Origin of the sequence: Paenibacillus sp. GCM10023252 (assembly GCF_042653305.1) — a bacterium.
In the GTDB taxonomy this organism is placed as follows: Bacteria; Bacillota; Bacilli; order Paenibacillales; family Paenibacillaceae; genus Pristimantibacillus.
The window spans coordinates 25,885-47,988 of record NZ_JBHSHW010000034.1 but is presented as its reverse complement, the minus strand read 5'-3'; the positions used below and the strand labels follow the sequence as shown (position 1 = coordinate 47,988).

At 52.2% G+C, this 22,104-nt stretch carries 16 protein-coding genes; all 16 read left to right on the top strand.

Translation table 11 applies throughout. From position 1 onward, the window contains the following. The first annotated feature begins 9 nt into the window (after window positions 1–9). The 16 genes from ACFO9Q_RS19745 to ACFO9Q_RS19670 all read left to right on the top strand — a co-directional run bounded on the left by ACFO9Q_RS19745 (window position 10) and on the right by ACFO9Q_RS19670 (window position 22,102). Window positions 10–1,116 carry an ABC transporter ATP-binding protein gene (locus ACFO9Q_RS19745; RefSeq protein ID WP_379185293.1) on the top strand — a complete coding sequence of 369 codons (1,107 nt, stop codon included), beginning with the start codon at window positions 10–12 and terminating at the stop codon, window positions 1,114–1,116. A 28-nt stretch (window positions 1,117–1,144) separates the two neighbouring features. Further along, window positions 1,145–4,126, top strand: a complete 2,982-nt coding sequence (locus tag ACFO9Q_RS19740; RefSeq protein WP_379185292.1) for an extracellular solute-binding protein — start codon at window positions 1,145–1,147, stop codon at window positions 4,124–4,126. After that, window positions 4,116–5,153, top strand: a complete 1,038-nt coding sequence (locus tag ACFO9Q_RS19735) for a carbohydrate ABC transporter permease (protein ID WP_379185291.1) — start codon at window positions 4,116–4,118, stop codon at window positions 5,151–5,153. The genes ACFO9Q_RS19740 and ACFO9Q_RS19735 overlap by 11 nt, the downstream gene beginning before the upstream one ends. After that, window positions 5,150–6,034, top strand: a complete 885-nt coding sequence (locus ACFO9Q_RS19730) for a carbohydrate ABC transporter permease (RefSeq protein WP_379185290.1) — start codon at window positions 5,150–5,152, stop codon at window positions 6,032–6,034. Before ACFO9Q_RS19735 ends, ACFO9Q_RS19730 begins: the two co-directional genes overlap by 4 nt. An 18-nt stretch (window positions 6,035–6,052) precedes the next feature. Next, a complete protein-coding gene (locus ACFO9Q_RS19725) occupies window positions 6,053–8,209 on the top strand; it encodes a YIP1 family protein (RefSeq protein ID WP_379185289.1) in 2,157 nt (718 codons plus the stop codon). After that, window positions 8,206–10,482, top strand: a complete 2,277-nt coding sequence (locus ACFO9Q_RS19720; RefSeq protein WP_379185288.1) for a DUF5696 domain-containing protein — start codon at window positions 8,206–8,208, stop codon at window positions 10,480–10,482. Before ACFO9Q_RS19725 ends, ACFO9Q_RS19720 begins: the two co-directional genes overlap by 4 nt. After that, a complete protein-coding gene (locus ACFO9Q_RS19715) occupies window positions 10,479–11,399 on the top strand; it encodes a carbohydrate ABC transporter permease (protein ID WP_379185287.1) in 921 nt (306 codons plus the stop codon). Before ACFO9Q_RS19720 ends, ACFO9Q_RS19715 begins: the two co-directional genes overlap by 4 nt. A gap of 38 nt (window positions 11,400–11,437) precedes the next feature. Then, complete coding sequence (locus ACFO9Q_RS19710) at window positions 11,438–12,352, top strand: carbohydrate ABC transporter permease (RefSeq protein ID WP_379185286.1); 915 nt, start codon at window positions 11,438–11,440, stop codon at window positions 12,350–12,352. Between the two features lie 25 nt (window positions 12,353–12,377). Next, on the top strand, window positions 12,378–14,147 hold the full coding sequence (locus tag ACFO9Q_RS19705; protein WP_379185285.1) for an ABC transporter ATP-binding protein: 1,770 nt from the start codon (window positions 12,378–12,380) through the stop codon (window positions 14,145–14,147). Further along, window positions 14,131–15,960, top strand: coding sequence for an ABC transporter ATP-binding protein (locus ACFO9Q_RS19700; RefSeq protein WP_379185284.1), 1,830 nt, complete (start codon window positions 14,131–14,133; stop codon window positions 15,958–15,960). Before ACFO9Q_RS19705 ends, ACFO9Q_RS19700 begins: the two co-directional genes overlap by 17 nt. Before the next feature lie 87 nt (window positions 15,961–16,047). Further along, entirely contained in the window at window positions 16,048–16,827 is a 780-nt protein-coding gene (locus ACFO9Q_RS19695) for an aldo/keto reductase (protein ID WP_379185283.1), read from the top strand. Between the two features lie 246 nt (window positions 16,828–17,073). Beyond that, window positions 17,074–17,760, top strand: a complete 687-nt coding sequence (locus ACFO9Q_RS19690) for a GntR family transcriptional regulator (RefSeq protein ID WP_379185282.1) — start codon at window positions 17,074–17,076, stop codon at window positions 17,758–17,760. Window positions 17,761–17,763: 3 nt separating this feature from the next. Continuing rightward, entirely contained in the window at window positions 17,764–19,113 is a 1,350-nt protein-coding gene (locus ACFO9Q_RS19685; protein ID WP_379185281.1) for a four-carbon acid sugar kinase family protein, read from the top strand. Continuing rightward, window positions 19,110–20,150, top strand: coding sequence for a 4-hydroxythreonine-4-phosphate dehydrogenase PdxA (gene pdxA / locus ACFO9Q_RS19680; RefSeq protein WP_379185280.1), 1,041 nt, complete (start codon window positions 19,110–19,112; stop codon window positions 20,148–20,150). Before ACFO9Q_RS19685 ends, pdxA begins: the two co-directional genes overlap by 4 nt. A gap of 41 nt (window positions 20,151–20,191) precedes the next feature. Further along, a complete protein-coding gene (locus ACFO9Q_RS19675; protein WP_379185314.1) occupies window positions 20,192–21,403 on the top strand; it encodes an iron-containing alcohol dehydrogenase in 1,212 nt (403 codons plus the stop codon). A gap of 27 nt (window positions 21,404–21,430) precedes the next feature. Continuing rightward, window positions 21,431–22,102, top strand: coding sequence for an SGNH/GDSL hydrolase family protein (locus tag ACFO9Q_RS19670; RefSeq protein WP_379185279.1), 672 nt, complete (start codon window positions 21,431–21,433; stop codon window positions 22,100–22,102). Window positions 22,103–22,104: the final 2 nt, after the last annotated feature.

Here is a 22,104-nt window from a genome sequence, read left to right as displayed (position 1 = left end):
GTGAGCCTGATGGCCAGCATCTCAATTCAGCATCTGTATAAGCGTTATGGCAAGGATAAGCAGATTGTGGTGAATGACTTCCACCTTGAGATTCAGGATCGGGAGTTCTTAGTGTTCGTAGGTCCGTCGGGCTGCGGGAAGTCCACCACCTTGCGCATGATAGCAGGGCTCGAGGATATTACGGAAGGTCATGTGTACATAGGGGATCAACTGGTGAATCAGCTGCCTCCCAAGGATCGAGATATTGCGATGGTATTCCAGAATTATGCCTTGTACCCCAATATGAGCGTGTATGAGAATATTGCATTCGGCTTGCGTCTTCGCAAGCAGCCGCGGCATGAGATTGACCTCGCGGTTCGCCGGGCGGCGAGAGTGCTCGAGATAGAGCCTTACTTGAACCGCAAGCCGAAGGAGCTCTCCGGGGGACAGCGGCAGCGGGTTGCACTCGGAAGAGCAATCGTCCGTAATCCCAGCGTCTTCCTGATGGATGAGCCGCTCTCGAATCTGGATGCGAAGCTGCGGGTCCAGATGCGTATGGAGCTGATCAAGCTGCACAAGACACTTGGCGCGACCTTCATCTATGTCACGCATGATCAGATTGAGGCCATGACAATGGCTGACCGGATTGTCGTGATGAAGGATGGCGTCATCCAGCAGATTGACACGCCGGAGATCGTCTATTCGAAGCCGAACAATACGTTCGTAGCCAGCTTCATCGGCTCACCAGCCATTAACTTCATTGACGGGAAGATCACGGAGGAAGCGGGTGATCGGCTGCACTTCACGACGAGACGCTTCTCGCTGCCTGTCACGAAGGAGATTGAACAATTGCTGAGGCGTCATCGCAAGATTAACCGAACCGTTACCCTTGGAGTGAGGCCAGAGCATGTGGGGCCTGAGGGACTATATTCGGATTATGTCTTCTCAGCGGTCTATAAGGTAAGTGAACTAATGGGCGCTGACCGATTCCTTCACCTCGACATCGGGCAGGATAAGCTGCTGGTCGCGAGGGTAGATGCGTATTACCGCTGCGAAGAGAATGAGCAGCTGCGTGTGGTGCTTGATATGAACAAAGCGCTGTTCTTCGATGCGGACAGCGGTGTGCGGTTGACTTAGAGCGGCAAGCAGGAAGGAGAAGGTGGTGATGCGGCGAATCGGCAAGTTCCGCTTAATCTATGGAGTTATTGTGCTCGTTCTACTCATAATCCCCTTGCTTGTCCTCGCCGCGGGATCCTCGAATGCGAATGGCAGTCGGCTGTCTGGCCCCTATAAGGCTGTTCTAGCACTTGAGGACTTCAAGCGCTGGGAGGATCAATCCATCGCAGAGGTAGAGCTCGAGCCTTATTATGCCGATGTGCTGCAGAACAGCTACACAGATGTTCCTGACGCCGAGCTCCGCGTTGCGGTTGACGCTTCCAAGCCCTCCGCACAATCGAGCAGACAGCTGCTGCGTGAGGGTCAATATGGGGGAAGATCTGGCGTGCTCGTGTGGGACTCCATGGATACCCAATGGGTAGAATACCAAGTTAAGGTTGACCAAGAAGGATTATATGAGCTCCATGCCACGTATCTGCCCCTTAAGGGAGAGGACAACACCCGTCCGGTTGTATGGGATGTGAAGGTCGATGGAGAGCGCCACTTCCGGGAGGCTTCATCGATTACGCTCTACCGGCAATGGCGAGATGAAGGGAACAAGAAGACGAATGAGGATGGCGACGAGATTCGGCCTGTAGCGAAGGATATCTCAGATTGGCAGACGCAGCCCTTCACGGATTCAGGTGCCAATTATGCTGAGCCGTTCAAGTGGCATCTCACGCGAGGTATTCATACCATTCGCCTGGAGGGGTATGAGCCGGTAGCTGTTGCTGAACTTGCCCTTGTGCCGCCTCAGAAGCTGGAGACCTACCGTCAAGCCCTATCTGCTTATCCTGCTTCGAACTCGCCTGAAGCAGGCAGCATTCTGCTTCAAGCAGAGCAGATGACGTCGAAGAATGACCCTTCCATCGTGATGATGTGGGATCGGGATTGGCGATCGGTGCCAAGAGCGAAGGGCCGCATCACCTACAATACAATGGGCGGGGTAAGATGGGATTGGCCGAATCAGGAGGCTGCGTGGGAATTCGAAGTGAAGGAGAGCGGTCTCTACAAGATTGGCCTCCGTGCCCTGCAGAACCGATTCTCCCAGAAGGCATCCTTCCGTACGATTCGCATAGACGGCGAGGTTCCATTCGAGGAGCTGCTCACGTATCGGATCCCCTACGCTTCCTCATGGCAGCGTATCGTTCTTGCTGATCCTACAGGGGAACCGTTCGAGATCTACTTGACCGAAGGGAAGCACACCTTATCGATCGGGCTCACTCATGCCGCAGTAAGCCCCATCGTCCGCGGCATTGAGAACCTCAGTGTACTGCTTCGAGATATTGACCAGGATCTCAGTGCCCTCACCAGCGGACAAGAGGATCGCAATCGTACTTGGAAGATTGACCGTGATCTGCCCGGTCTGCGTGCGCAGCTAGAGCAGGCGGCTCATAATCTGGAAGTGCTCGCGGATGCCATGATAGAGGTGAACGGGCGCAAGGATAGTGCAAGCGAAGGGTTCCGTTCATCAGCGGGAGATATTCGAGGATTGCTGGACATTCCAGACGACATTCCTTATCACATCGAGGAGATCTCTGCGATAACAGAGAAGATTAACAGCTTCGTCGTGAATATGCACAAGCAGCCGCTGCAGCTTGACGAGATCTATCTAACACCCGTTAAGGATGCATTCCCTGCTATGGTGGCCTCATGGACGGACAAGGGAGCTGGTCTATTCGCTAACTTCCTCTACTCCTTCCATACTCGCCAGAGCTTAAGCGAGATTGATGACAAGGAGCTTAATATCTGGGTGCTGCGCGGACGTGATTACGTCACACAGCTGCAGGAGCTGGCGGATGAGACGTTCACGCCTACGAGCGGGATTAAGGTTAAGGTGAATCTGCTGCCGAATCCGCAGCTGCTGGTCATGTCTAATGCAGCAGGACTTCAGCCTGATGTCGCGCTTGGGCTTAATCAGGATCTGCCTGTCGACTATGCCATTCGGGGCAGTGTCTACGACTTAAGTGAGTTCGACGACTTCAATCAGATCTACAAGCGGTTCTCCCCAGGTTCCTGGCAGGCTCTGTATTATGATAAGGGTTATTATGGACTGCCAGAGACGCAATCGTTCCAGGTGCTCTATTACCGCAAGGATATCATTAGAGAATTAGGGCTTAAGATTCCTCAGACCTGGCAGGACGTCTATGATCTGCTGCCCACGCTGCAGCAGAATGATATGAACTTCTATATGGATCCGCAAGAATATTTGCCGTTCATCTCTCAGAACGACGTTGAGTTCTATACCCCGAACGGCTTCGCTACTGGTCTAGATACACCTGAAGGGTTCCAGGCGTTCAAGCAGTGGACGGATCTATACAATATGTATGCAATGGAGAAGCAGGTTCCGAGCTTCTACCAGCACTTCCGCAGCGGTACAATGCCTATCGGCATATCAGATTACAATATGTACGTTCAGCTCGCTGCAGCTGCGCCTGAGCTGAATGGCCGGTGGGGAATATCATTAATTCCCGGAGTGAAGCAGGAGGACGGCACGATCAGCCGATGGGCTGGAGGCCAGCAGACAACCGGGGTTATTTTCAAGGAATCTCAGAAGAAGACGGAGGCTTGGAAGTTCCTGAAGTGGTGGATGTCAACAGATACCCAGGTGCGCTACGGCTCAGATCTGGAGGCTATTAACGGTGTATCCTTCCGCTGGAACACCGCGAATGTCGAAGCCTTCGTCCGCCTGCCTTGGAAGAGGGAGGATGCCAACGTCATTCTGAAGCAATGGGCATGGTACAAGGAGAAGGAGAACCCGCCAGGAGGTTACTTCATGGGACGGGAGCTGACGAATGCATGGGTACGCTCCGTCATTGACGGCATGAACTATCGAGCCTCGCTGGAAGCTTCCATCCTGGATATTAACCGGGAGCTTCGCCGTAAGCAGCAGGAATTCGGATTCCTTGATGAAGAGGGCAATCCGATTAAGTCTCTAGAATATCCAATTGTGAAGCAGCCATGGGATGGGGTGAACCAATATGTCAAGTAAGCTGGGAGCAGGCAGCGTAGCTGTCACGGGCAAGACCAAGCTGGGCAAGCAAGAGGCTGAAGCACAGTCGCCGCAGGCACTTGCTAACAGTCAGCTCCGCCATCGCGTACGGGGGAGATTAGCGCTGCTCCTGGGGGAGATGTGGCGGTATCGGATGAGCTATCTATTCATCACCCCGTTCATGCTCTGCTTCATTACGTTCATTGTTATTCCTGTCATCGCGGCAGTGGCGCTTAGCTTCACCTACTTCAACGCCATTGAGAAGCCGAGATTCATTGGCTGGCAGAACTTCCAATACTTAATCTCGCAGGACCTGCTGTTCCTGAAGTACGCACTGCCCAACACCTTCAAGTTCGCGATCATCGTTGGTCCAGGAGGCTATATGGCCGCTTTCCTGCTGGCCTGGCTCATCTCGCAGCTGCCAGAGCGATTGCGGAAGTGGTTCGCCCTTGCCATGTATACGCCGTCCTTGACGATCGGCATCGCCATGTCTATCGTATGGCTGCCTATGCTGACAGGTGATCGTATAGGCTACTTGAACAGCCTCTTGCTTCGGCTTGGCTGGATTCAGGTACCCCAGCTGTGGGTAACGGATCCCGACTATCTGATGAATGCCATGATTATCGTAACGTTATGGTCAAGTATGGGTGTCGGCTTCTTGGCGATGCTTGCAGGCATACTGAACGTGAATAAGGATTATTACGAAGCAGCCCGGATCGACGGGATGAAGAGCCGGCTCCAGGAGATCTGGTATATAACGATTCCTTCGATGAAGCCTCAGATGCTGTTCGGTGCGGTTATGGCCATTGTGACTACCTTTAAGACAGGTACGATCGGGGTGGAGCTGTCTGGTACGAATCCGACGCCTGCTTATTCCGGCCATCTCATTATTAACCATATTGATGATTTTGGCTTTATTCGATTCGAGATGGGTTATGCGGCTGCAATCTCCGTCTTCCTGGTGCTGCTCATGTACGTATCCAATAAGCTTAGCTGGGGCTTGTTCGGTTCGAAGGGAGAGGAATGATGATGCTTCATGCCATTAGACGCAGAACCTCCAGACTAAGCGCAATGGATGGTTTCCAGAAGCTGCTTACGTTATTGCTGATCGTGCTGTCCATCTTCATGCTATTGCCAATCGTCTATATTTTCAATCATGCCTTTAAGCCTTATCATGAGCTGTTCGTCTATCCGCCAACCTTCTTCGTTCAACAGCCGTCCTTGCAAAATATGAACGAGCTGCTGTCCGTCACGGCCCGTTCCACCGTACCGATGATCAGGTACTTGTTCAACAGCGTATTGGTCTCGACTCTCGCCGTTGTTCTGGTGACAGGAGTGAGTGCGCTATGCGCCTATCCGCTATCCAAGCACCGCTTCCCAGGCGCTCAGCTCGTATTCGCAGCTATCCTGCTGACGCTTATGTTCGCGCCTGAAGTGGTACAGATTCCGCGGTATCTCGTGGTGAGCGGAATAGGCATTATGAATAGTTATCTGGCCCACTTACTGCCGTTAATGGCCATGCCAATCGGAGTCTTCCTGCTGAAGCAATTCGTGGATCAGATTCCAGATACGCTGCTGGAAGCGGCTCGAATCGACGGAGCGAATGAGTTCGTTATCTTCCTGCGAATCGTCGTGCCCGTCTGTATGCCGGCCATTGCGACTGTAGCCATCCTAGCGTTCCAGAATGCTTGGGGCAATGTTGAAACGTCTGCCTTATTCATGCTGGACGATGAGATGAAGACATTCTCATTATTCCTGTCCACCCTAACGAATAATCTGGCCAATAACGTAGCCATGCAAGGAGCGGCAGCTGTTGCCTCCCTCATCATGTTCGTGCCTAATCTGATTGTGTTCGTCCTTCTGCAGAGCAAGGTTATTGCAACGATGGCACATTCAGGGATCAAATAGAGAGCGGAGGGAGCCTGCATGCATAGACGGCATCTGCTGCGATTAGCATCGCTGGTCTTGTTGACCAGCATTGCAGCGGCCTTGGCTTACCCTCATGTAGCATGGGGGGATGTGCCCTATCAGACGTATTACCGTGACAACTATGATCAGCAATATCAGATACAGACCGCTTACAAGCCCGCAGCGGCGCTAGGACGCGAGCTATTCCTGGAGGACCCGAAGAAGCCCGGCGTGCTCAAGCATTCACCGCTCAACCAGCCGCAGGACTTGTTCATCGACAACAATAATCATATCTACATCGCGGATACGGGGAACAATCGAATCGTGCAGCTGGATGAACAGGGAAGTCTCATTCGACTGCTCACATTAGAAGATAATCCGCTCAATCGGCCGCAAGGCATCTATGTTCATGATAACGGAGATATCTATATCGCAGATACCGGTAATCATCGCATCCTGAGGCTGAATCAGGCTGGCGAGCTTATTAAGGAGATCGTTCGGCCGCAATCGAAGCTGATTCCATCTTCCTTCAAGTTCGACCCAGTGAAGGTGGTCGTTGATAAGCGGGGATTCCTCTACATCGCGACACTGGGCGGCTACCAAGGGCTGCTGCAGCTTGATCCGCAAGGGGCGTTCCAAGGCTTCTTCGGCGCGAACAAGACGAGTGCGTCATTCATTGACAGTGTGAAGCGTCTGCTCTATTCCAGAGAGATGTATGAGCGAGAGATTAGTAAGCTTCCTGGCTCCATTACCAGTGTCGACAAGAGCAAGGAAGGATTCATCTATACGGTGACGAAGGAAGTCAACAAGGGGCAATTGAAGAAGCTGAATATTGCCGGTCTGGATCAGCTTACTGGCAAGGGCGAATTCGCGGATTCGATGTCGGACGGGCGGTTCGGTGAATCGATTCGAGAGCGCAGATCCGCTTCTGCAGGCTCGGCACAGCTGAACGACCTGACCGTGGATAGGGATAGCAATATGACGGTCATTGATTCCCGCTTGAATGTGGTTAGTCAATATGACGGCAATGGGAATCTGCTGTTCTACTGGGGTGGTGCGGCTGGGGATACGACCACGAAGCTGGGTCTAGTGAGAATCCCGTCGGCCATTGCAAGTGATTCGGCTAATCAACTGTATATTCTGGACAGCGAGAACAACGTCGTTCAGAAGTATGTCTTGTCCGAGTTCGGTAAGCTCGTTCACCAGGCTAACGGACTGACGCAGGACGGCAGGTATGAAGAGAGTGAGCCTTATTGGAAGGAAGTCTATCGGCAGAATGCCTATTATGTTCCAGCGGTGCTGGGTCTGGCGAAGGCAGCCTACCAGAAAGGCGAGTACAAGAAAGCCCAGAAGCTGTTCCGTGATGCAGGATGGGCCCAAGGCTACTCCGATTCCTATTGGCAGAATCGGCTGCTCTGGTTCCAGAACAAATTCGGCTTGTTCATGAACGTTATGATCCTCTTGTTCGTGTTAGCCTTCCTCATTCGATTCATCTTAAGAAGGCTTAACGTGCAGATCATCCAGAAGCGCAAGGCTAGTCCCAGTCATACTCCAACCAAGCTGCGAGGACAGTTAGGGCATGCGCTCTATATCGTCAAGCATCCGCTTGATGGATTCTATGGCATTCGGCATGAAGGCAGAGGAGGCCTGCTCAGCGCAACGATTCTGCTGCTGCTTGCTCTTGCCGCTTACGGATTCATCCGATCCCGAACCAGCTTCATCTTCAACCCGTCAGTTATCGTGGATGTGGGCATTCTTAACGCACTCCTTCAATTCGGCATCTTCTGGATCGGCTTCGTTACGGCTAATTACTTGACCAGCTCGCTAAGCCAAGGAGAAGGCAGGTTCCGTGATGTATATACCGCGAGCGCCTATGCCATGACTCCGTTCATCTGGGTTGGAGTACCGCTGACCATCCTGTCCGGTGTGATGACGCTTAACGAACAGTCTATCTATTATTTCCTGCATTACGGATTGTATGGATGGGCGGCCTTACTCTTATTCTGGCAGGTGCAGGGCGTTCAGAACTTCAGTGTTGGAGAAGCGGTTAAGAATCTGTTACTAACGATCCTTACGATGTTCGTCATCGCGATCCTCCTATTTATTGTATTCAGCTTGACCAATGAGCTAGTCCGATTCATCTATTCAATCTATCAAGAGGTGGCTATTCGATGAAGCGACGCTTAGTGGTAATATGGGGAACGGCAAGCTTCATAGGATTGCTGCTTATTGGGTTGTATGGGCTTATCCAGCGGGATCAGCCTGCTGAGAGCTCTAATCTGAACAACGGACTGAAGACGAAGGCAGTCAGCGCAGCCAAGCCAGTCAATCGAGTCAAGCCGGTTAAGCAAGGCTTACCGGATGAGCAGCGCTTCGAGCTGACAGCGGAATCTGATCGATATACGCTGCGGACTGATCCAGCAACCGGACATTTCAAGGTTGAGAGCAAGTCGAGCGGCAGAGTGTGGCGCTCTTATCCCGATCCAGCCTATTGGGAGGAGGAGACGGCGAGCGGCGTATGGCGCAGTAATTTTCTATCCCCGGTCATTGTGGAATACATTGATGCTTCCAGCTCCAAGTCTCAGACGAAGCTGACGAATTGGGTAGAGGAGAATGGGGTGCTGGACGATTACAAGCAGCTGGAGAACGGCTTCCAGGTCGTCTATCGCCTGCCGGTATCCAGCTTCACCATCCCGCTTGAAGTTCGCCTCGTTAACGACTACGTCGAGGTGAAGGTGATAGACAGCCGCATTCAAGAAGGGCCTCTAAGCCTGCTTAATCTGAAGGCATTCCCGCAATTCGGCGCGCAGCCATCCAAGAACAACAAGGGGTTCCTGCTCCTGCCTGATGGCTCTGGCTCTCTTGTTCGATTCGATGAGAATCGCAGCAATGACAAGTCGATCTACCGGGAACCGGTCTACGGCGCCGACTTATCCTTCTATCATGAGATCACGAACCGCAATGAGATGAAGATGCCGATCTTCGGATTGAAGTCCGGGGAGCAAGCCTTCCTTGGGGTTATGACCGAAGGGGAGGAATATGCGAAGTTATTCGCTGCTCCTGCAGGCTCTCTAGGCTTGTCCAACTGGGTAAGTCCAGAATGGCAATACCGGATTAAGTTTTTTCAGAACACGGATCGCAGGGGGAGAGAGGGCTTCTACACGTTCAGCAAGGAACGCTTCGAAGCGCCTTCACGCCAAGTGAGGTATTATCTGCTTGAAGGGGAGGAACAGGATACCAGCTATGCAGCGATGGCCTCGCGTTATCGTCAATATCTAATTGAAGAACGAGGACTAGCTCGGTTGGCTCCGCAGAACGATAGTATCCCATTCTATGCCGATATTATTGGAGCCGATCTGCAGCAGGGCATCTTGTGGGACGATTATATCGCAGGCACGACGACCAAGGAAGCCGAGCAGATGGTCTCCGAGCTGCAAGAGGCTGGCATTACGAATATTACGGCCATCTATCACGGCTGGCAGAGAGACGGCTACAGCTCCTATGGCGGGTTATTCCCGGTAGATAGGCGTCTTGGCGGCAATAAGGGAATGAAGTCTCTCGCTGACAAGATGCAGGATTGGCAAGGTCAGCTATGGCTGTCAGCCAACTATTCACTCAACAATACAAGGCGCGGCGGCTTCTGGAATCTGAACGATGGATTGCGCAATCTTGCAGGTACGCTTCAGGAGGTTCAGCTTCCGAACCAGTCGGAAGGAATTCCGGTCGTTAGTCCGCTCTATTCCTTCCGTGAAGCGGAGAAGGATATAGACGAGTATAAGAAGCTAGGAGTAGATGGTGTCCTATTCACAGGCGGCATCGGAAGCTCTCTCCATACGGACTTCAACTCACGCAACAAGGCGAATCGCGTTGAGGTTAGGAGCGGACAGCAGCAGGTGCTCAAGAGCGTGAAGGATACGATTGGCTTCGCCGCAGTAGACGATGGCAGCTTCTATTCCCTTACGGAAGCCGGTCATATCCATCGCATGTCGGATGACTATTCGTATGATATCTTCATGGATGAAGCCGTACCGTTCGCACAGATCGCCCTGCATGGACTGACTACCTACACGTCAGAGTGGGGCAACTTGAGAGACGAGTATGTGACCGAGTACCTTCGCAGTGCAGAATTCGGAGCTTATCCGGCTTATGTCTTCACCGCAGCTCCTTCCGATTATTTCAAAAAAGCCTATTCTGTCGGGTTCTATAGTATGAATTATAAAGACTGGATAGACTCAGCAGCCGCACAGTATGAGAAGCTTAATGCTGCTCTTAGCGGTGTGCAGGACCAGTATATAACGAATCATCGGGAGCTTGCGCCAGGTGTGAAGCAGACGATCTATGAGAACGGACAGTCCATTATCGTGAATTATAACGAAAAGCCTTATCAGGCAGATGACTTTGAAGTGCCGGCGCAGGACTTTATCGTGAAGAGAGGGGGCCTTAAATGAGCTTGGAACAGATTAAGGCAGAGCGATCAGCCGCTCAGAAGCTATCCCCCCATCTAGCATGGCGCAGGAACGGAGATCTAGTTCGCAAGCTGGAGGGCTCCTTGTTCATTGCCCCTTGGGCAATTGGCTTCCTCATCTTCGTGGCATTCCCATTGGTCTATTCCTTGTATATGAGTCTTCATCAAGTAAGAATTACTGTATCGGGTGTGGACACGACTTGGATCGGGGCTCAGTACTACAGGGAGATCTTATTCGCTGACGGCGGGCTGCTGTATGATGACCTATTCCCGTTCTTGCGTGAAGCGCTCTTCATGATCCCGATTATTATCGTCTTCTCGTTATTCATCGCCATCCTGCTCAACTTGAAGTTCGCTGGCCGAATGGTGTTCCGTGTTATCTTCTTCCTGCCCGTTATCTTCGCTTCCGGACAGATCATCGGTGAGTTCATCGCTCAAGGGGAAGGCTCTCTCAGCAGCATCTCCTCTCTGCGAATGGATTACGTGCTGGCTCGCTACTTGCCTGCATCGTGGGCTGGAGCGATCGGGAACGTCATAGGGTCATTCGTGCTTGTGCTGTGGTACTCTGGCGTTCAGATTCTCATCTTCCTGGCTGGACGGCAGACCATCTCGAGAAGTGTCTACGAAGCTGCACGTATGGACGGGGCTGATCCATGGAGCACCTTCTGGAAGATTACCCTTCCAGGGATGGTTCCCTTCATATTCCTGAACATTATGTATACGATTGTTGATCTATTCACTTATCCTTCTAATCCAATCATAAGCAAGGTCACGACGGAGAACTATGGACTGTCAAGTGCCCTTGCATGGATCTACTTCATTATCGTTCTTCTCTTCATCGCCGCGGCGCTGGCGGTCTACGCGAGAGTGAACCGATCCTTGTCGCCGCAGCGTCATTAGAGCAAGAAGCATTAGCACAGAGAGGAGCTGGATGGTGTATGGGGAAGCGGGCTTGGTTCAAATACAAGCTGATTGGCTTGGAAGCAGATAAGGGTCTGCTCTTCCGGGTTCTCATGTACCTGCTGTTGGTCGATGTTGCGTTCATCTACCTTAAGCCGGTTATATATATGGTGACAACAATGATTAAGGGAGCTCCTGATCTGTTAGATCCAGCGGTCATCTGGGTGCCTACGCGTTTCTATGGAGGACATCTGGCTGAAGCGGTTAAGATGCTGGACTACGTGAAGAGCTTCGGAGTCAGTCTTACGATCTCCACCTTATCGGCTGTTTTTCAAGTCCTATCGTGCGCAATCGCAGGGTATGCTTTTGCAAGGCTGGACTTCCCATTCAAGAGGCTCTGGTTCACCGCGCTGCTCTTCACCTTCATTATGCCAGCGCAGGTGACCATCCTGCCCTCCATTGTCTTATTCAAGGAGCTTGGCTGGATCAATACGTTCTGGCCCATGCTGGTGCCTGCCCTGTTCGGCCATGGGCTGAAGGGGGCTCTGTTCGTGCTCATCTTCAGACAGTTCTTCTCCACGCTGCCCAAGGAGATGGAGGAGGCCGCGCGGATGGATGGAGCCGGCGTGTTCCGCATATTCGCGAGAGTCATGCTTCCCATCTCGCAATCTGCGATCGTTGTTGTGTTCCTCTTCTCCTTCGTATGGGCTTGGAATGATGCTTACTTTCCATCAATGTATATGTTCGGAGCGTCTGATGTACCCTTATCGGTAGGATTATCTAAGCTGAATGCGCAGCTCGCTGTCGAAGCGCAGGAAGGTGGCCTGCGAGCCTTCCTTGAGCCGATTAAGATGGGCGCATCGTTCCTAATTATCTTGCCTCTGCTTGTGCTCTATGCCTTCACCCAGCGGTGGTTCGTTGAAGGGGTAGAGCGTACCGGATTAGTAGAATAACCTACAGACAGGAAGTGATGAAGGAGTGGATTCACAGCGAATACTGCGTGACTTCTTCCGCAAGACATGGATATTCTACGCATTATCCATCATGCTCCATTTGGTTGCTAATATTATTCAGGTGAACTTCCCGCGCGTGCTCGGCAGCTTCACGGATGAACTCAAGAACGGTATATTGTCGACAGGAGGTGTAATTCGCTATAGCTGGACACTGCTCGCGATAGGGGTTGGCTTCGCCATTATCGGGGGTATCGCTCAATATCTGGTTATGTATACGGGTCGATACTTCGAATTCATGAACAGGCGAAGACTCTATATCCACTTTACAAGTCTTAATGAGAGGTTCTATTCCAAGAACGGAGTCGGCAAGCTGCTGAGCTACTTCATGAATGATGTGACGGCTGTAAGAGAATCCATCTCCATGGGAGTCAATCAGACCGCGGGAGCATCCATTCTGCTGATCTCTACGGTAGTCATGCTGCTGCTATCCGATGTGCCGGCTTATCTAGTTGTAGCTAGTATTGTGCCGCTATTGCTCATTCCAGTCATTGTTGTTGTGTTCGGTCCCCTGATACGTAGACGTTCCATGCTTGTGCAGGAGGCACTTGGCTCCATGACAGAATCGGCAGAGGAGCAATTCGGAGGAATCCGCGTAACGAAGAAGTTCGCCGTTGAGGATACCATGCGAAGCCGATTCGGGGTTACGGTCGAGCGCATCCGCGACCGACAGCTGAATCTCGTACGTATATCTTCCTTGTTCCAGGCTCTTATCCCGTTCCTCGGGGCGACCTCGCTCATTATTGCAATCTCCTTCGGCGGATACCTGACCATTATTGAGCGTATCTCACTAGGCAGCTTCGTTGCACTCACGCTGTACATTCGAATGCTGATGAATCCGCTGCAGCAGATTGGCAACGTCATTAATGTGATCCAGCGGGCGCGAGCCTCGCTCGACCGACTGAATGAGCTGCTTAGCAAGGATCCCGACATTAAGGAGGCTGCGCATGCGAGAGCGGTTGACTTCCAGAAGTCTGGAATTACCATTCGGAATCTGACCTTCTCCTATGAGGAAGGACCGGCTGAAGAGAATCGGCCGGTGCTTCGCGGTGTCAATCTATCTATTCCGCAAGGGACGACGCTCGGAATCGTAGGCAGGACGGGGAGCGGGAAGACCACACTCATGAAGCTGCTGCTGCGTACGTATGATCCGCCAGCTGGGACCATCTATTACGGGGATGCAGATGTCCGGGAGCTTACGCTTGAGAACCTAAGAGGCGGAATTGCTTATGTCCCTCAGGATGGCTTCTTGTTCTCCTCGACAATTCGGGAGAATATTGCGTTCTATAAGCGTGACTCGGAACTGAATGAGATTGAGCTAGCCGCGAAGCAAGCTCGGGTCTATGACAACATCATAGCGTTCCCTGATCGATTCGAGACACGCCTCGGAGAGCGGGGGGTTACGTTATCGGGAGGACAGCGTCAACGTACGAGTCTTGCGCGAGGCATGATTAAGGATGCACCTGTACTTATCCTCGATGACAGTGTCAGCGCAGTTGATGCCGTCACCGAGACCGACATCATGGAGACGATTCGAGATATAAGACAGGGCAAGACGACAATCATTATCGCTCACCGAATTAGTGCGCTGAAGCATTCGAATGAGATTATCGTGCTGGATGAAGGCAAGATTGTCCAGCGTGGAACCCATGAGTCGCTGCTTGCCGAGGATGGATTGTATCGGACTCTGCACGACATACAGGAAGAGGGGACTAGGCAGCATGGCACAGGCAATTAACAATTGGCAGATGGACCAGAAGGCGGATTTGAATGAGCCTAAGGCGAAGCCTAAGTATATCTCAACCTTTCGGGCCTTATCCGGCTATATCAGAGAGCATCGACTGACCTTCATCGGGTTCATCGCCTGCACACTGGTGGCGATCTCAGCGGAGCTTCTGCAGCCTTACCTGGTGAAGATCGCCATCGATGACAACTTGATGACAGGCAAGAATGATTACCGCAGCCTGCTGCTCATCTGCGGTGTCTATCTCTGTCTATCGCTGCTGAGCTTCGTCTTCTCCTACCTTCAGAACAATCTGCTGCAAAAAGCGGGGCAAAGCATCGTAGCCAGCATTCGCAAGCGGTTGTTCGAGCATATTACGAAGCTGTCGATGTCTTACTTCGACCGCGTACCAAGCGGCAGCTTGATTACTCACGTATCCAGCGATACGGAAGCCATCAACCAGTTCTTCAATCAGGTGGTGCTCAGCATCTTCCGCGATGGACTAACGCTCCTCTTCATCCTGGTCCTGATGTTCCAGCTGGACGTCCAGCTCACCTTGTACAGTCTCATTCTGCTGCCGATTATAGCTGGCATTGCGATTGCCTTCCGTTCCTATATGCGAGCAACTTATCAGATGGCACGCACAAGGCTGTCTCGTCTAGTCGCATTCGTCGCTGAGAATCTAGCAGGAATGAACCTGATCCAGGTATTCCATCAGCAAGAGGTACAGAAGGAGCAGTTCCGTGAGAAAAATGATTCCTACTTCCAAGCCAATATTCGAGAGATTCGAACGAATGTCTTGTTCAATCGCTCCTTCGAGGTTCTAAACAATATCGCTATCGCCTTCATCACATGGCTGGGCGGGATGGCGGTGCTGGACAAATCACTAGAGTTCGGCGTGTTATATGCCTTCATTACCTATATCCGCTTATTCTTCCAGCCGATCAACACCATTACTCAGCAATGGAACACGCTGCAGTCTGCCACGGTAGCCATTAATCGAATCTGGAACATCTTCGCGATTCAACCGGATATTCAGGATCACGCCGCGGCTAAGAAGCTGAATAAGGATGAGATTGAAGGCCGGCTGGACTTCAACAACATTACCTTCGGATACCCGGAAGGAACAACCGTTATTAAGGAGCTGGATCTGCATGTTCGACCGGGCGAGATGATCGGCATCGTTGGCACTACGGGAGCTGGCAAGAGCTCTCTGATCAGCTTGCTGTGCCGCTTCTATGATGTGACGGACGGCAGCATTCTAATAGACGGCCACGATATTCGTGAATTGGCGCAGCATGATCTGCATCGTGTTATCGGGCTTGTTCAGCAGGAGCCTTATCTGTACTCCGGTACGGTACTCGATAATGTTCGATTGTTCGATGAGAGGATATCAAGAGAAGATGTGATAAGAGCCTGTGAGTTCATTGGTGCTGATGCCATTATTCTGCGAATGAAGGACGGCTACGACACCAAGCTCTCAGAGAGGGGAAGCGGGTTATCAGCCGGAGAACGGCAGCTTATCTCCTTCGCTCGAATACTTGTGTTCGCTCCGAAAATCTTAATCCTGGACGAAGCGACAGCTAATCTGGATTCCCATACCGAACAGCTCGTACAGGAAGCTCTCGAGCGTGTATCTGTTGGACGGACGACTCTTGTCATTGCCCATCGTCTATCCACGATTATGGGAGCAGACCGCATCCTAGTCATGCGTTCAGGAAGAATCGTAGAACAAGGCACCCATGAGAAGCTGCTTAAGCTCGGCGGCTACTATGAAGAGCTGTATAAGCATTCTCAAGGGCAATATCAGGCCATTGAAGCGCGGTAGCGCGGTGAAGGAACCGCCAGGCTAATGAGCCCCAATTCCCCATTTCAGGAGCAAGCGCTATAATGGGAATGGAGGGGAGAGATGGTTATGAAGAGTAAGCTCGGGCTTGGAGGTCATTCCTTCTATTCGTCCCTTGGGAATGAACCTGTTCCAAGCGAGCAGGAGCAGCTGAGCATTGTTCAGGCTTGCTTGAATTCAGGTATGGAGTGGTTCGACACGACCTATGCACCGGAGAGGATCGCGCTTGGCCGCTGTCTGCAGAAGCTTGGCCGCCGGGAGGAAGCTCGCGTGGCAGTATGGAACTTCTTCACGGATTCAACTGGCCAGAGTGAGACGCCTGCGTACGTCAGGCTGGAGGAGCATCACCTAGCGGTTATGCTGGAAGAGCTGAAGACGGACTATGTCGATCTGCTTGTTGTGCATGCACATGGCGATCGAGAAGGGCTTAAGAGAGAGCTTGCTCTAGCCGAGACATGGCTCAACCGTGGTAAGATTAGGGGGATTGGCATTGGGATGTGCCGTGAGGAGCATCTGAACGACTTGCCAACCGACTCCCCAGTGACAGCTGTATTTACGCCATGTAATTACTTTCATCAAGATGCTCTTCCGCTATTCGCAGAGGCTAAGCGTAGAGGCATTCATACCTTCGCCCTATCCCCATTCCAGCGGGGGTGGAAGCTGGAGCAGAGCGGTTATGATCCAGAGGCTGCAGCCGAACTGCTCCTTCGATGGATAACCGGCCAACCACAAGTGGATCAAGTCATCGTGTCGATGCGTCGATCAGAGTGGATTGGTACCAATCGACGAGCAGAGGAGAGAGGGGAACTCACCTCTGAACATCTAGCTGTGATGCAAGGATGGGAATAATGGAGGAAGCACGTCATTCTCACATAGGAGTTCCAGTGATGGATCAGGATTAGACAGACGAACGTGCAGTTCGTCTGTCTTTTTTTGATCGTCATGTGATGAATGATTCACACTTATCTGAGAGAAGGATGGGAGGGAGGAGAGTTCACTTGTTCTTGTTGACATGAGGTTGAAGTGCTTCTATGATATGGGTGTACTCTGTTGTTGTATACAACATCCAACATTATCATGACAGGAGCCAATCCAGTGGAATTTCAGAAGCTCGACAATTCGAATCTATGGGATCGTACCTATAACTTGCTGAAGGAGAGTATTATTACTCGCAGATTCTCCCCCACACAGAAGATCTCGCTTCCAGAGCTGGCCAGCCAGCTTGGAGTGAGCCGAACGCCAATCAGAGATGCGCTGAACCGATTAGAGATGGAGGGGTTAGTGCGCACAGTACCGAAGGTCGGTACGTTCGTAACGCCGCTGGATGAAGCTAGTGCTCTGGATATCATGGGGACAAGAGAGATGCTCGAATGCTGGTCCGTCTACGGATTCCTGCAATTATCAAGTACAGACAGGATGGAGGCAATCGATTCGCTGAAGCAGCTGTTGAAGCAGTCGGCTGAGGCTCTGGATACTGACCTCCTCCCTGATTACTTGAGTCATAACTACAACTTCCGATTCCACCTCAGCCTAGTAGAGCTGGGGGGCAATCGCCGGAATGTGGAGATCTACTCGCAGCTCATGAATTATCGACACATTCTGTATCAGACATTAAGCGTCGACTTCGAGATGATTCGAGCCGCTCAGCAGGAACATGAAGCGATAGTAGAAGCATTGGCGGGCGGGCTACAGTCCGATATCACGGAGCAGATTCAAGAGCACTTGCGGCATTCTAAGCAGCTGCTTCTACTAAGAATTCGGGACAGTGGGGGGATTATCTAGCCTATGGTGAAGCTTGCTATATTAGCTGATGATCTAACAGGTGCTAACGATACAGGAGCATGCTTCGCAGGTTACGGCTTCCGCACTGAGCTGCTGTTATCGCTGCAAATGTGCGATGCCATATATGAGAACCAGGATAATGTGCCTCAGGTCATTAGCCTGGATGTACGTTCACGAGGACTCGCTCAGAGCGCGGCATACAGCAGTACCCTGCATGCCGTGCAGGCAGTGAAGGCGTACTCGCCTGAGCGGCTGTACAAGAAGATGGACTCTGCCATCCGAGGACACTTCCCGCAGGAGTGCGATGCCGTGCTTGAGGAGAGCGGACTGCAGCTTGGATTCGTAGCTCCCGCTTATCCTGCAATGAATCGAACAACTGTCGGAGGTGTCCATTACATAGGAGATGTTCCCGTTCATGAGACGGAGCTGTCGCAGGATCCATTGACACCGGTTACAGATAGTCGTATACAGATTGTTCTGGAGAGAGGGTCGCGGTTCCCAGTCGGCTATATCCCCTTAGAGCTGCTGAAGGAAGGCAGTGAAGAAGCTCTGCAGCGTGAAGTGATTGCTCAGGTTGAGCAGGGCTGCAGGCTCATCGCGGTAGATGCAGTGACGGATGAACATCTGGATAGGCTGCTTGCTCTCGCCGATGAGCTGCCGCTCACTTCCTTCTTCGCCGGATCAGCCGGATTGGCTGAAGCAATGGCTAGGAGGATGGCCTGGGACTTACCTGAGCATTCCGCTGACCAGCCCATACTGCATGGCGAACCGATGCTTGTTGCCGCAGGCAGTCAGACTAAGTTAACGAGGGAACAACTGCTTCATGCCATGGAGCATACAGGTCATGAGCTTGTTCCCGTCACGCTGGATATGCTGTTCGAAGCACATCGTCTAGCTGCTGAGCAGTGCGTGAAGGTGCAGCGTTCTGCTGGAGAGCGGCTTGCCTCAGGTCAAGACGTTATCCTCCAGCTCATGCCGGATGAAGGAGGAGCTGGTGTGGCAGAGCTAACGCTTCGTTACGACTGCCGAACAAGCGAAGACTTCCATCAACAGGTGACAGAGCGATTCGGGAAGTTCGTTGGCAGCGTTTACCTGCAATCAGGTATGCAAGGTTCCATCTATGTAATCGGGGGAGAGACAGCTAGAGGAGTATGCGAGGCACTCGGCCTGCGGCAGTTGAGAATTGTGCGAGCCATTAGCCATGGTGCCATTGTTAGCGAAGGCTGTCTATCAAGCTCAGGAGGAACCTCTATAACGCTAATCACGAAGTCCGGGAGCTTCGGCAAGGCAAGTGCAGTGACGGATATTGTGCAGTATCCGAGAGCCAGAGTGAGAGGGAGCGGGGACCAATGAACGTGAAGCGCAAGCCTGTAATCGGAATTACGATGGGGGATCCATCCGGGGTAGGACCAGAGATTATATGGAAGGCATTGGCATCTCCTGAAGTGCATGAACAATTAACGGCCGTCGTCATAGGAGATGGCGCAGCTATGCAGCGGGCTAGGAAGGTCATTACACAAGCTCCTGAGTTACTGAATATTGCGCCATCGCGGCTGGGCGAAGGGATTAGCAGCACGGCAGCAGCTGTACCTATCGTTGACTTGGGTGTATTCGCGGAGATGGACCATGTGCCGCCCTATGGCATTCGATCCGCTGAAGCAGGTGACGCGGCATACCGGTGTATTGAGGAAGCCGTACGCTTAGGCATGGAAGGACGAATTGACGCTATCTGCACGGCGCCGATTAATAAGGAATCTCTGAATCTGGCCGGGCACCATTATCCTGGACATACCGAGCTGCTCGCATACTTGATGGGTGCGGGAGAGGTGGCCATGATGCTGACAGCACCAGGTCTGCGGGTCATTCATGTGACGACGCATTGCGGCTTGCTGGAAGCGATTCGTCGGATTACGCCCGAGCGCGTCTACGAGGTCATTCAACTAGGCCACCAGGTACTAAGGAGGAGCGGGATTACCTTCCCTAGAATTGCAGTATGCGGCATTAATCCTCATGCGGGTGAGGGAGGGATGTTCGGGGAAGGTGAGGAAGCTGCGCAGATAGAGCCTGCCATACACCGAGCTCTGGCTGAAGGCATAGATGTGCAAGGTCCGCTACCGGCAGATACCTTATTCTATCGAGCGAGGAGGGGGGACTATGATCTGGTCGTAGCGATGTATCATGATCAGGGACATGGTCCCGTGAAGGTGCTCGGTCTCGAATCAGGGGTCAATATCTCAGTAGGCTTGCCCATCCTGCGGACTAGCGTGGATCACGGGACGGCATTCGATATAGCAGGGCAGGGAGTGGCTGATGAGCGAAGCTTAATCGAAGCTCTGCTGCAGGCTGCAGCACTCACACCGCAATCAGGTCTGGAGGGAGTGAAGCCATGAGCAGGATGAACAGCAAGAGCAGTAAGAACAGCAAGAGCAGCATGAACAATTGGTCTGGCAGCAGGGAGTGGAAGTCGATCCTTCAACCATCAACCTTCCAGACAGCTGGTCGGGTGGTATATGGGTCCGGTACCTTCAATCAGCTTGGAGAGCTTGCCGCTTCACTCGACTGGCGGAATGTTGCCATCGTCACCTCGCCAAGCTTGATTCGGCTGCAGTGGATTGACAAGGCAATCGCTCTCCTCGGAGAGCATCAAGTGAAGGCGGTAATCATTCAATCAGATATTACGGAAGAGCCATCCATCGAGCAGCTGGAGAGGATGGCGGAGGCATTAAGAGAGCAGCCTCTAGACGGTATTATTGGCATAGGAGGAGGCAGTGTGCTCGATGCAGCGAAGCTCCTGTCGGTCAGATATTCTGCTTCGAGCAAGCGGGTACGTGACATGCTTGGCATCGGCAACATAGACAGCCCCGGCTTGCCCACTATTCTTATTCCTACAACTTCAGGCACAGGCTCAGAGGTTACACCGAATGCCATCGTGACGTTACCGGAAGAGCAGTTGAAGATTGGGGTGGTGAGCCCCTGCTTGTATCCGGCTGTCGCGCTGCTCGACCCGATGTTAACCCTAACTCTGCCGCCAGCCATGACCGCATCGACCGGGATGGATGCCTTCACGCATGCAATCGAGTCCTACATCTCGAACAAGTCCAACCCGATCAGCGATACGTTCGCACTGGAAGCTATCCGACTCATCGCTGATCATATCGTAACTGCCTATCAGGATGGCAGTCATGAACAAGCTAGAGCGGCTATGATGCTTGGCTCTATGTATGGAGGAATGGCGCTCTCATGCTCGGGTACGGCCGCCGTTCATGCCTTGGCTTATCCGCTGGGAGGGACCTTCCATATTCCTCATGGCGTAGCCAATGCGATGCTGCTGCCTCATGTCTTGCGCTACAATGCCGACACCATTACGAGCCGGTTGACCCATGTCTCAATGGCGATGGGGCTGTCATCGGCATCAGGCGGGGAATGGACGGCTGACGATGCTGCAGCCGCAGTTATTGAACGTATAGAAGAGTGGACGGAGCTTCTAGGCATCCCGCAGAACTTAGCAGCGTTCGGTGTACAGCAAGCGGATCTTCTCCAGCTGGCTGAAGCCGCATCCCGTGTGACCAGGTTGATGAACAACAATCCTAAGCCTATACCGGTTGCTGACATTGAACGCTTGTATGCGAAGCTATTGTCCTAACTTTCATCTATTAGAGGAGATGAACAATTGAGTAATCAACCCGTGTCCATCACAATGAAGCCTAGAACGAAGTGGCTCATGATTGGCGACTCCATTACGGACTGCGGACGCGTCCGTCCTATCGGTGAGGGGAAGGGAGACCCTCTAGGCAGCGGCTATGTCGGAATGATCCATGCATGGCTGCATGCCAGCAGACCTGATTGTGCCATTAGAATGGTGAACATGGGCGTAAGCGGAGATACCGTCAGAGAGCTTAAGGCCAGATGGAAGACGGATGTCATTGACCTGCAGCCTGATGGCCTATCTATTATGATTGGAATTAATGACGTATGCCGGCACTTCAATCGGCCCTTCATGGATGAACTGCATGTCGGGCTATTAGAATATGAACAGACGCTTGAGGAATTGCTGACTGCTGCTAGATTGAATACGAAGGTGCAGGACATAATCGTTCTATCGCCCTTCTTCGTGGAGTCCAACTCTGCAGATGAGATTCGCCAGCTGACTGATCGATATGGCGAAGCCTCCCGCAGAGCAGCCGACCGTAATTGCGCACAGTTCATCGATATTCAAGCTGAATTCGACAGATTGCTGCAAGCGCTACCCTCCATGCACCTTGCTCCCGACCGTATTCATCCGAATCAGATTGGACATATGGCAATAGCACGTGCATTCCTTCGAGGAGCAGGTTCATTGTAGAT

Excerpts from the sequence above, each read along its gene's own strand:
- ACFO9Q_RS19720 (WP_379185288.1), top strand. The coding sequence starts at position 8,206 with ATGAAGCGACGCTTAGTGGTAATATGGGGAACGGCAAGCTTCATAGGA.
- ACFO9Q_RS19675 (WP_379185314.1), top strand. The coding sequence starts at position 20,192 with ATGAACAATTGGTCTGGCAGCAGGGAGTGGAAGTCGATCCTTCAACCA.
- ACFO9Q_RS19700 (WP_379185284.1), top strand. The coding sequence starts at position 14,131 with ATGGCACAGGCAATTAACAATTGGCAGATGGACCAGAAGGCGGATTTG.
- ACFO9Q_RS19695 (WP_379185283.1), top strand. The coding sequence starts at position 16,048 with ATGAAGAGTAAGCTCGGGCTTGGAGGTCATTCCTTCTATTCGTCCCTT.
- ACFO9Q_RS19710 (WP_379185286.1), top strand. The coding sequence starts at position 11,438 with ATGGGGAAGCGGGCTTGGTTCAAATACAAGCTGATTGGCTTGGAAGCA.
- pdxA (WP_379185280.1), top strand. The coding sequence starts at position 19,110 with ATGAACGTGAAGCGCAAGCCTGTAATCGGAATTACGATGGGGGATCCA.
- ACFO9Q_RS19735 (WP_379185291.1), top strand. The coding sequence starts at position 4,116 with ATGTCAAGTAAGCTGGGAGCAGGCAGCGTAGCTGTCACGGGCAAGACC.
- ACFO9Q_RS19685 (WP_379185281.1), top strand. The coding sequence starts at position 17,764 with ATGGTGAAGCTTGCTATATTAGCTGATGATCTAACAGGTGCTAACGAT.
- ACFO9Q_RS19730 (WP_379185290.1), top strand. The coding sequence starts at position 5,150 with ATGATGATGCTTCATGCCATTAGACGCAGAACCTCCAGACTAAGCGCA.
- ACFO9Q_RS19740 (WP_379185292.1), top strand. The coding sequence starts at position 1,145 with ATGCGGCGAATCGGCAAGTTCCGCTTAATCTATGGAGTTATTGTGCTC.
- ACFO9Q_RS19715 (WP_379185287.1), top strand. The coding sequence starts at position 10,479 with ATGAGCTTGGAACAGATTAAGGCAGAGCGATCAGCCGCTCAGAAGCTA.
- ACFO9Q_RS19725 (WP_379185289.1), top strand. The coding sequence starts at position 6,053 with ATGCATAGACGGCATCTGCTGCGATTAGCATCGCTGGTCTTGTTGACC.
- ACFO9Q_RS19745 (WP_379185293.1), top strand. The coding sequence starts at position 10 with ATGGCCAGCATCTCAATTCAGCATCTGTATAAGCGTTATGGCAAGGAT.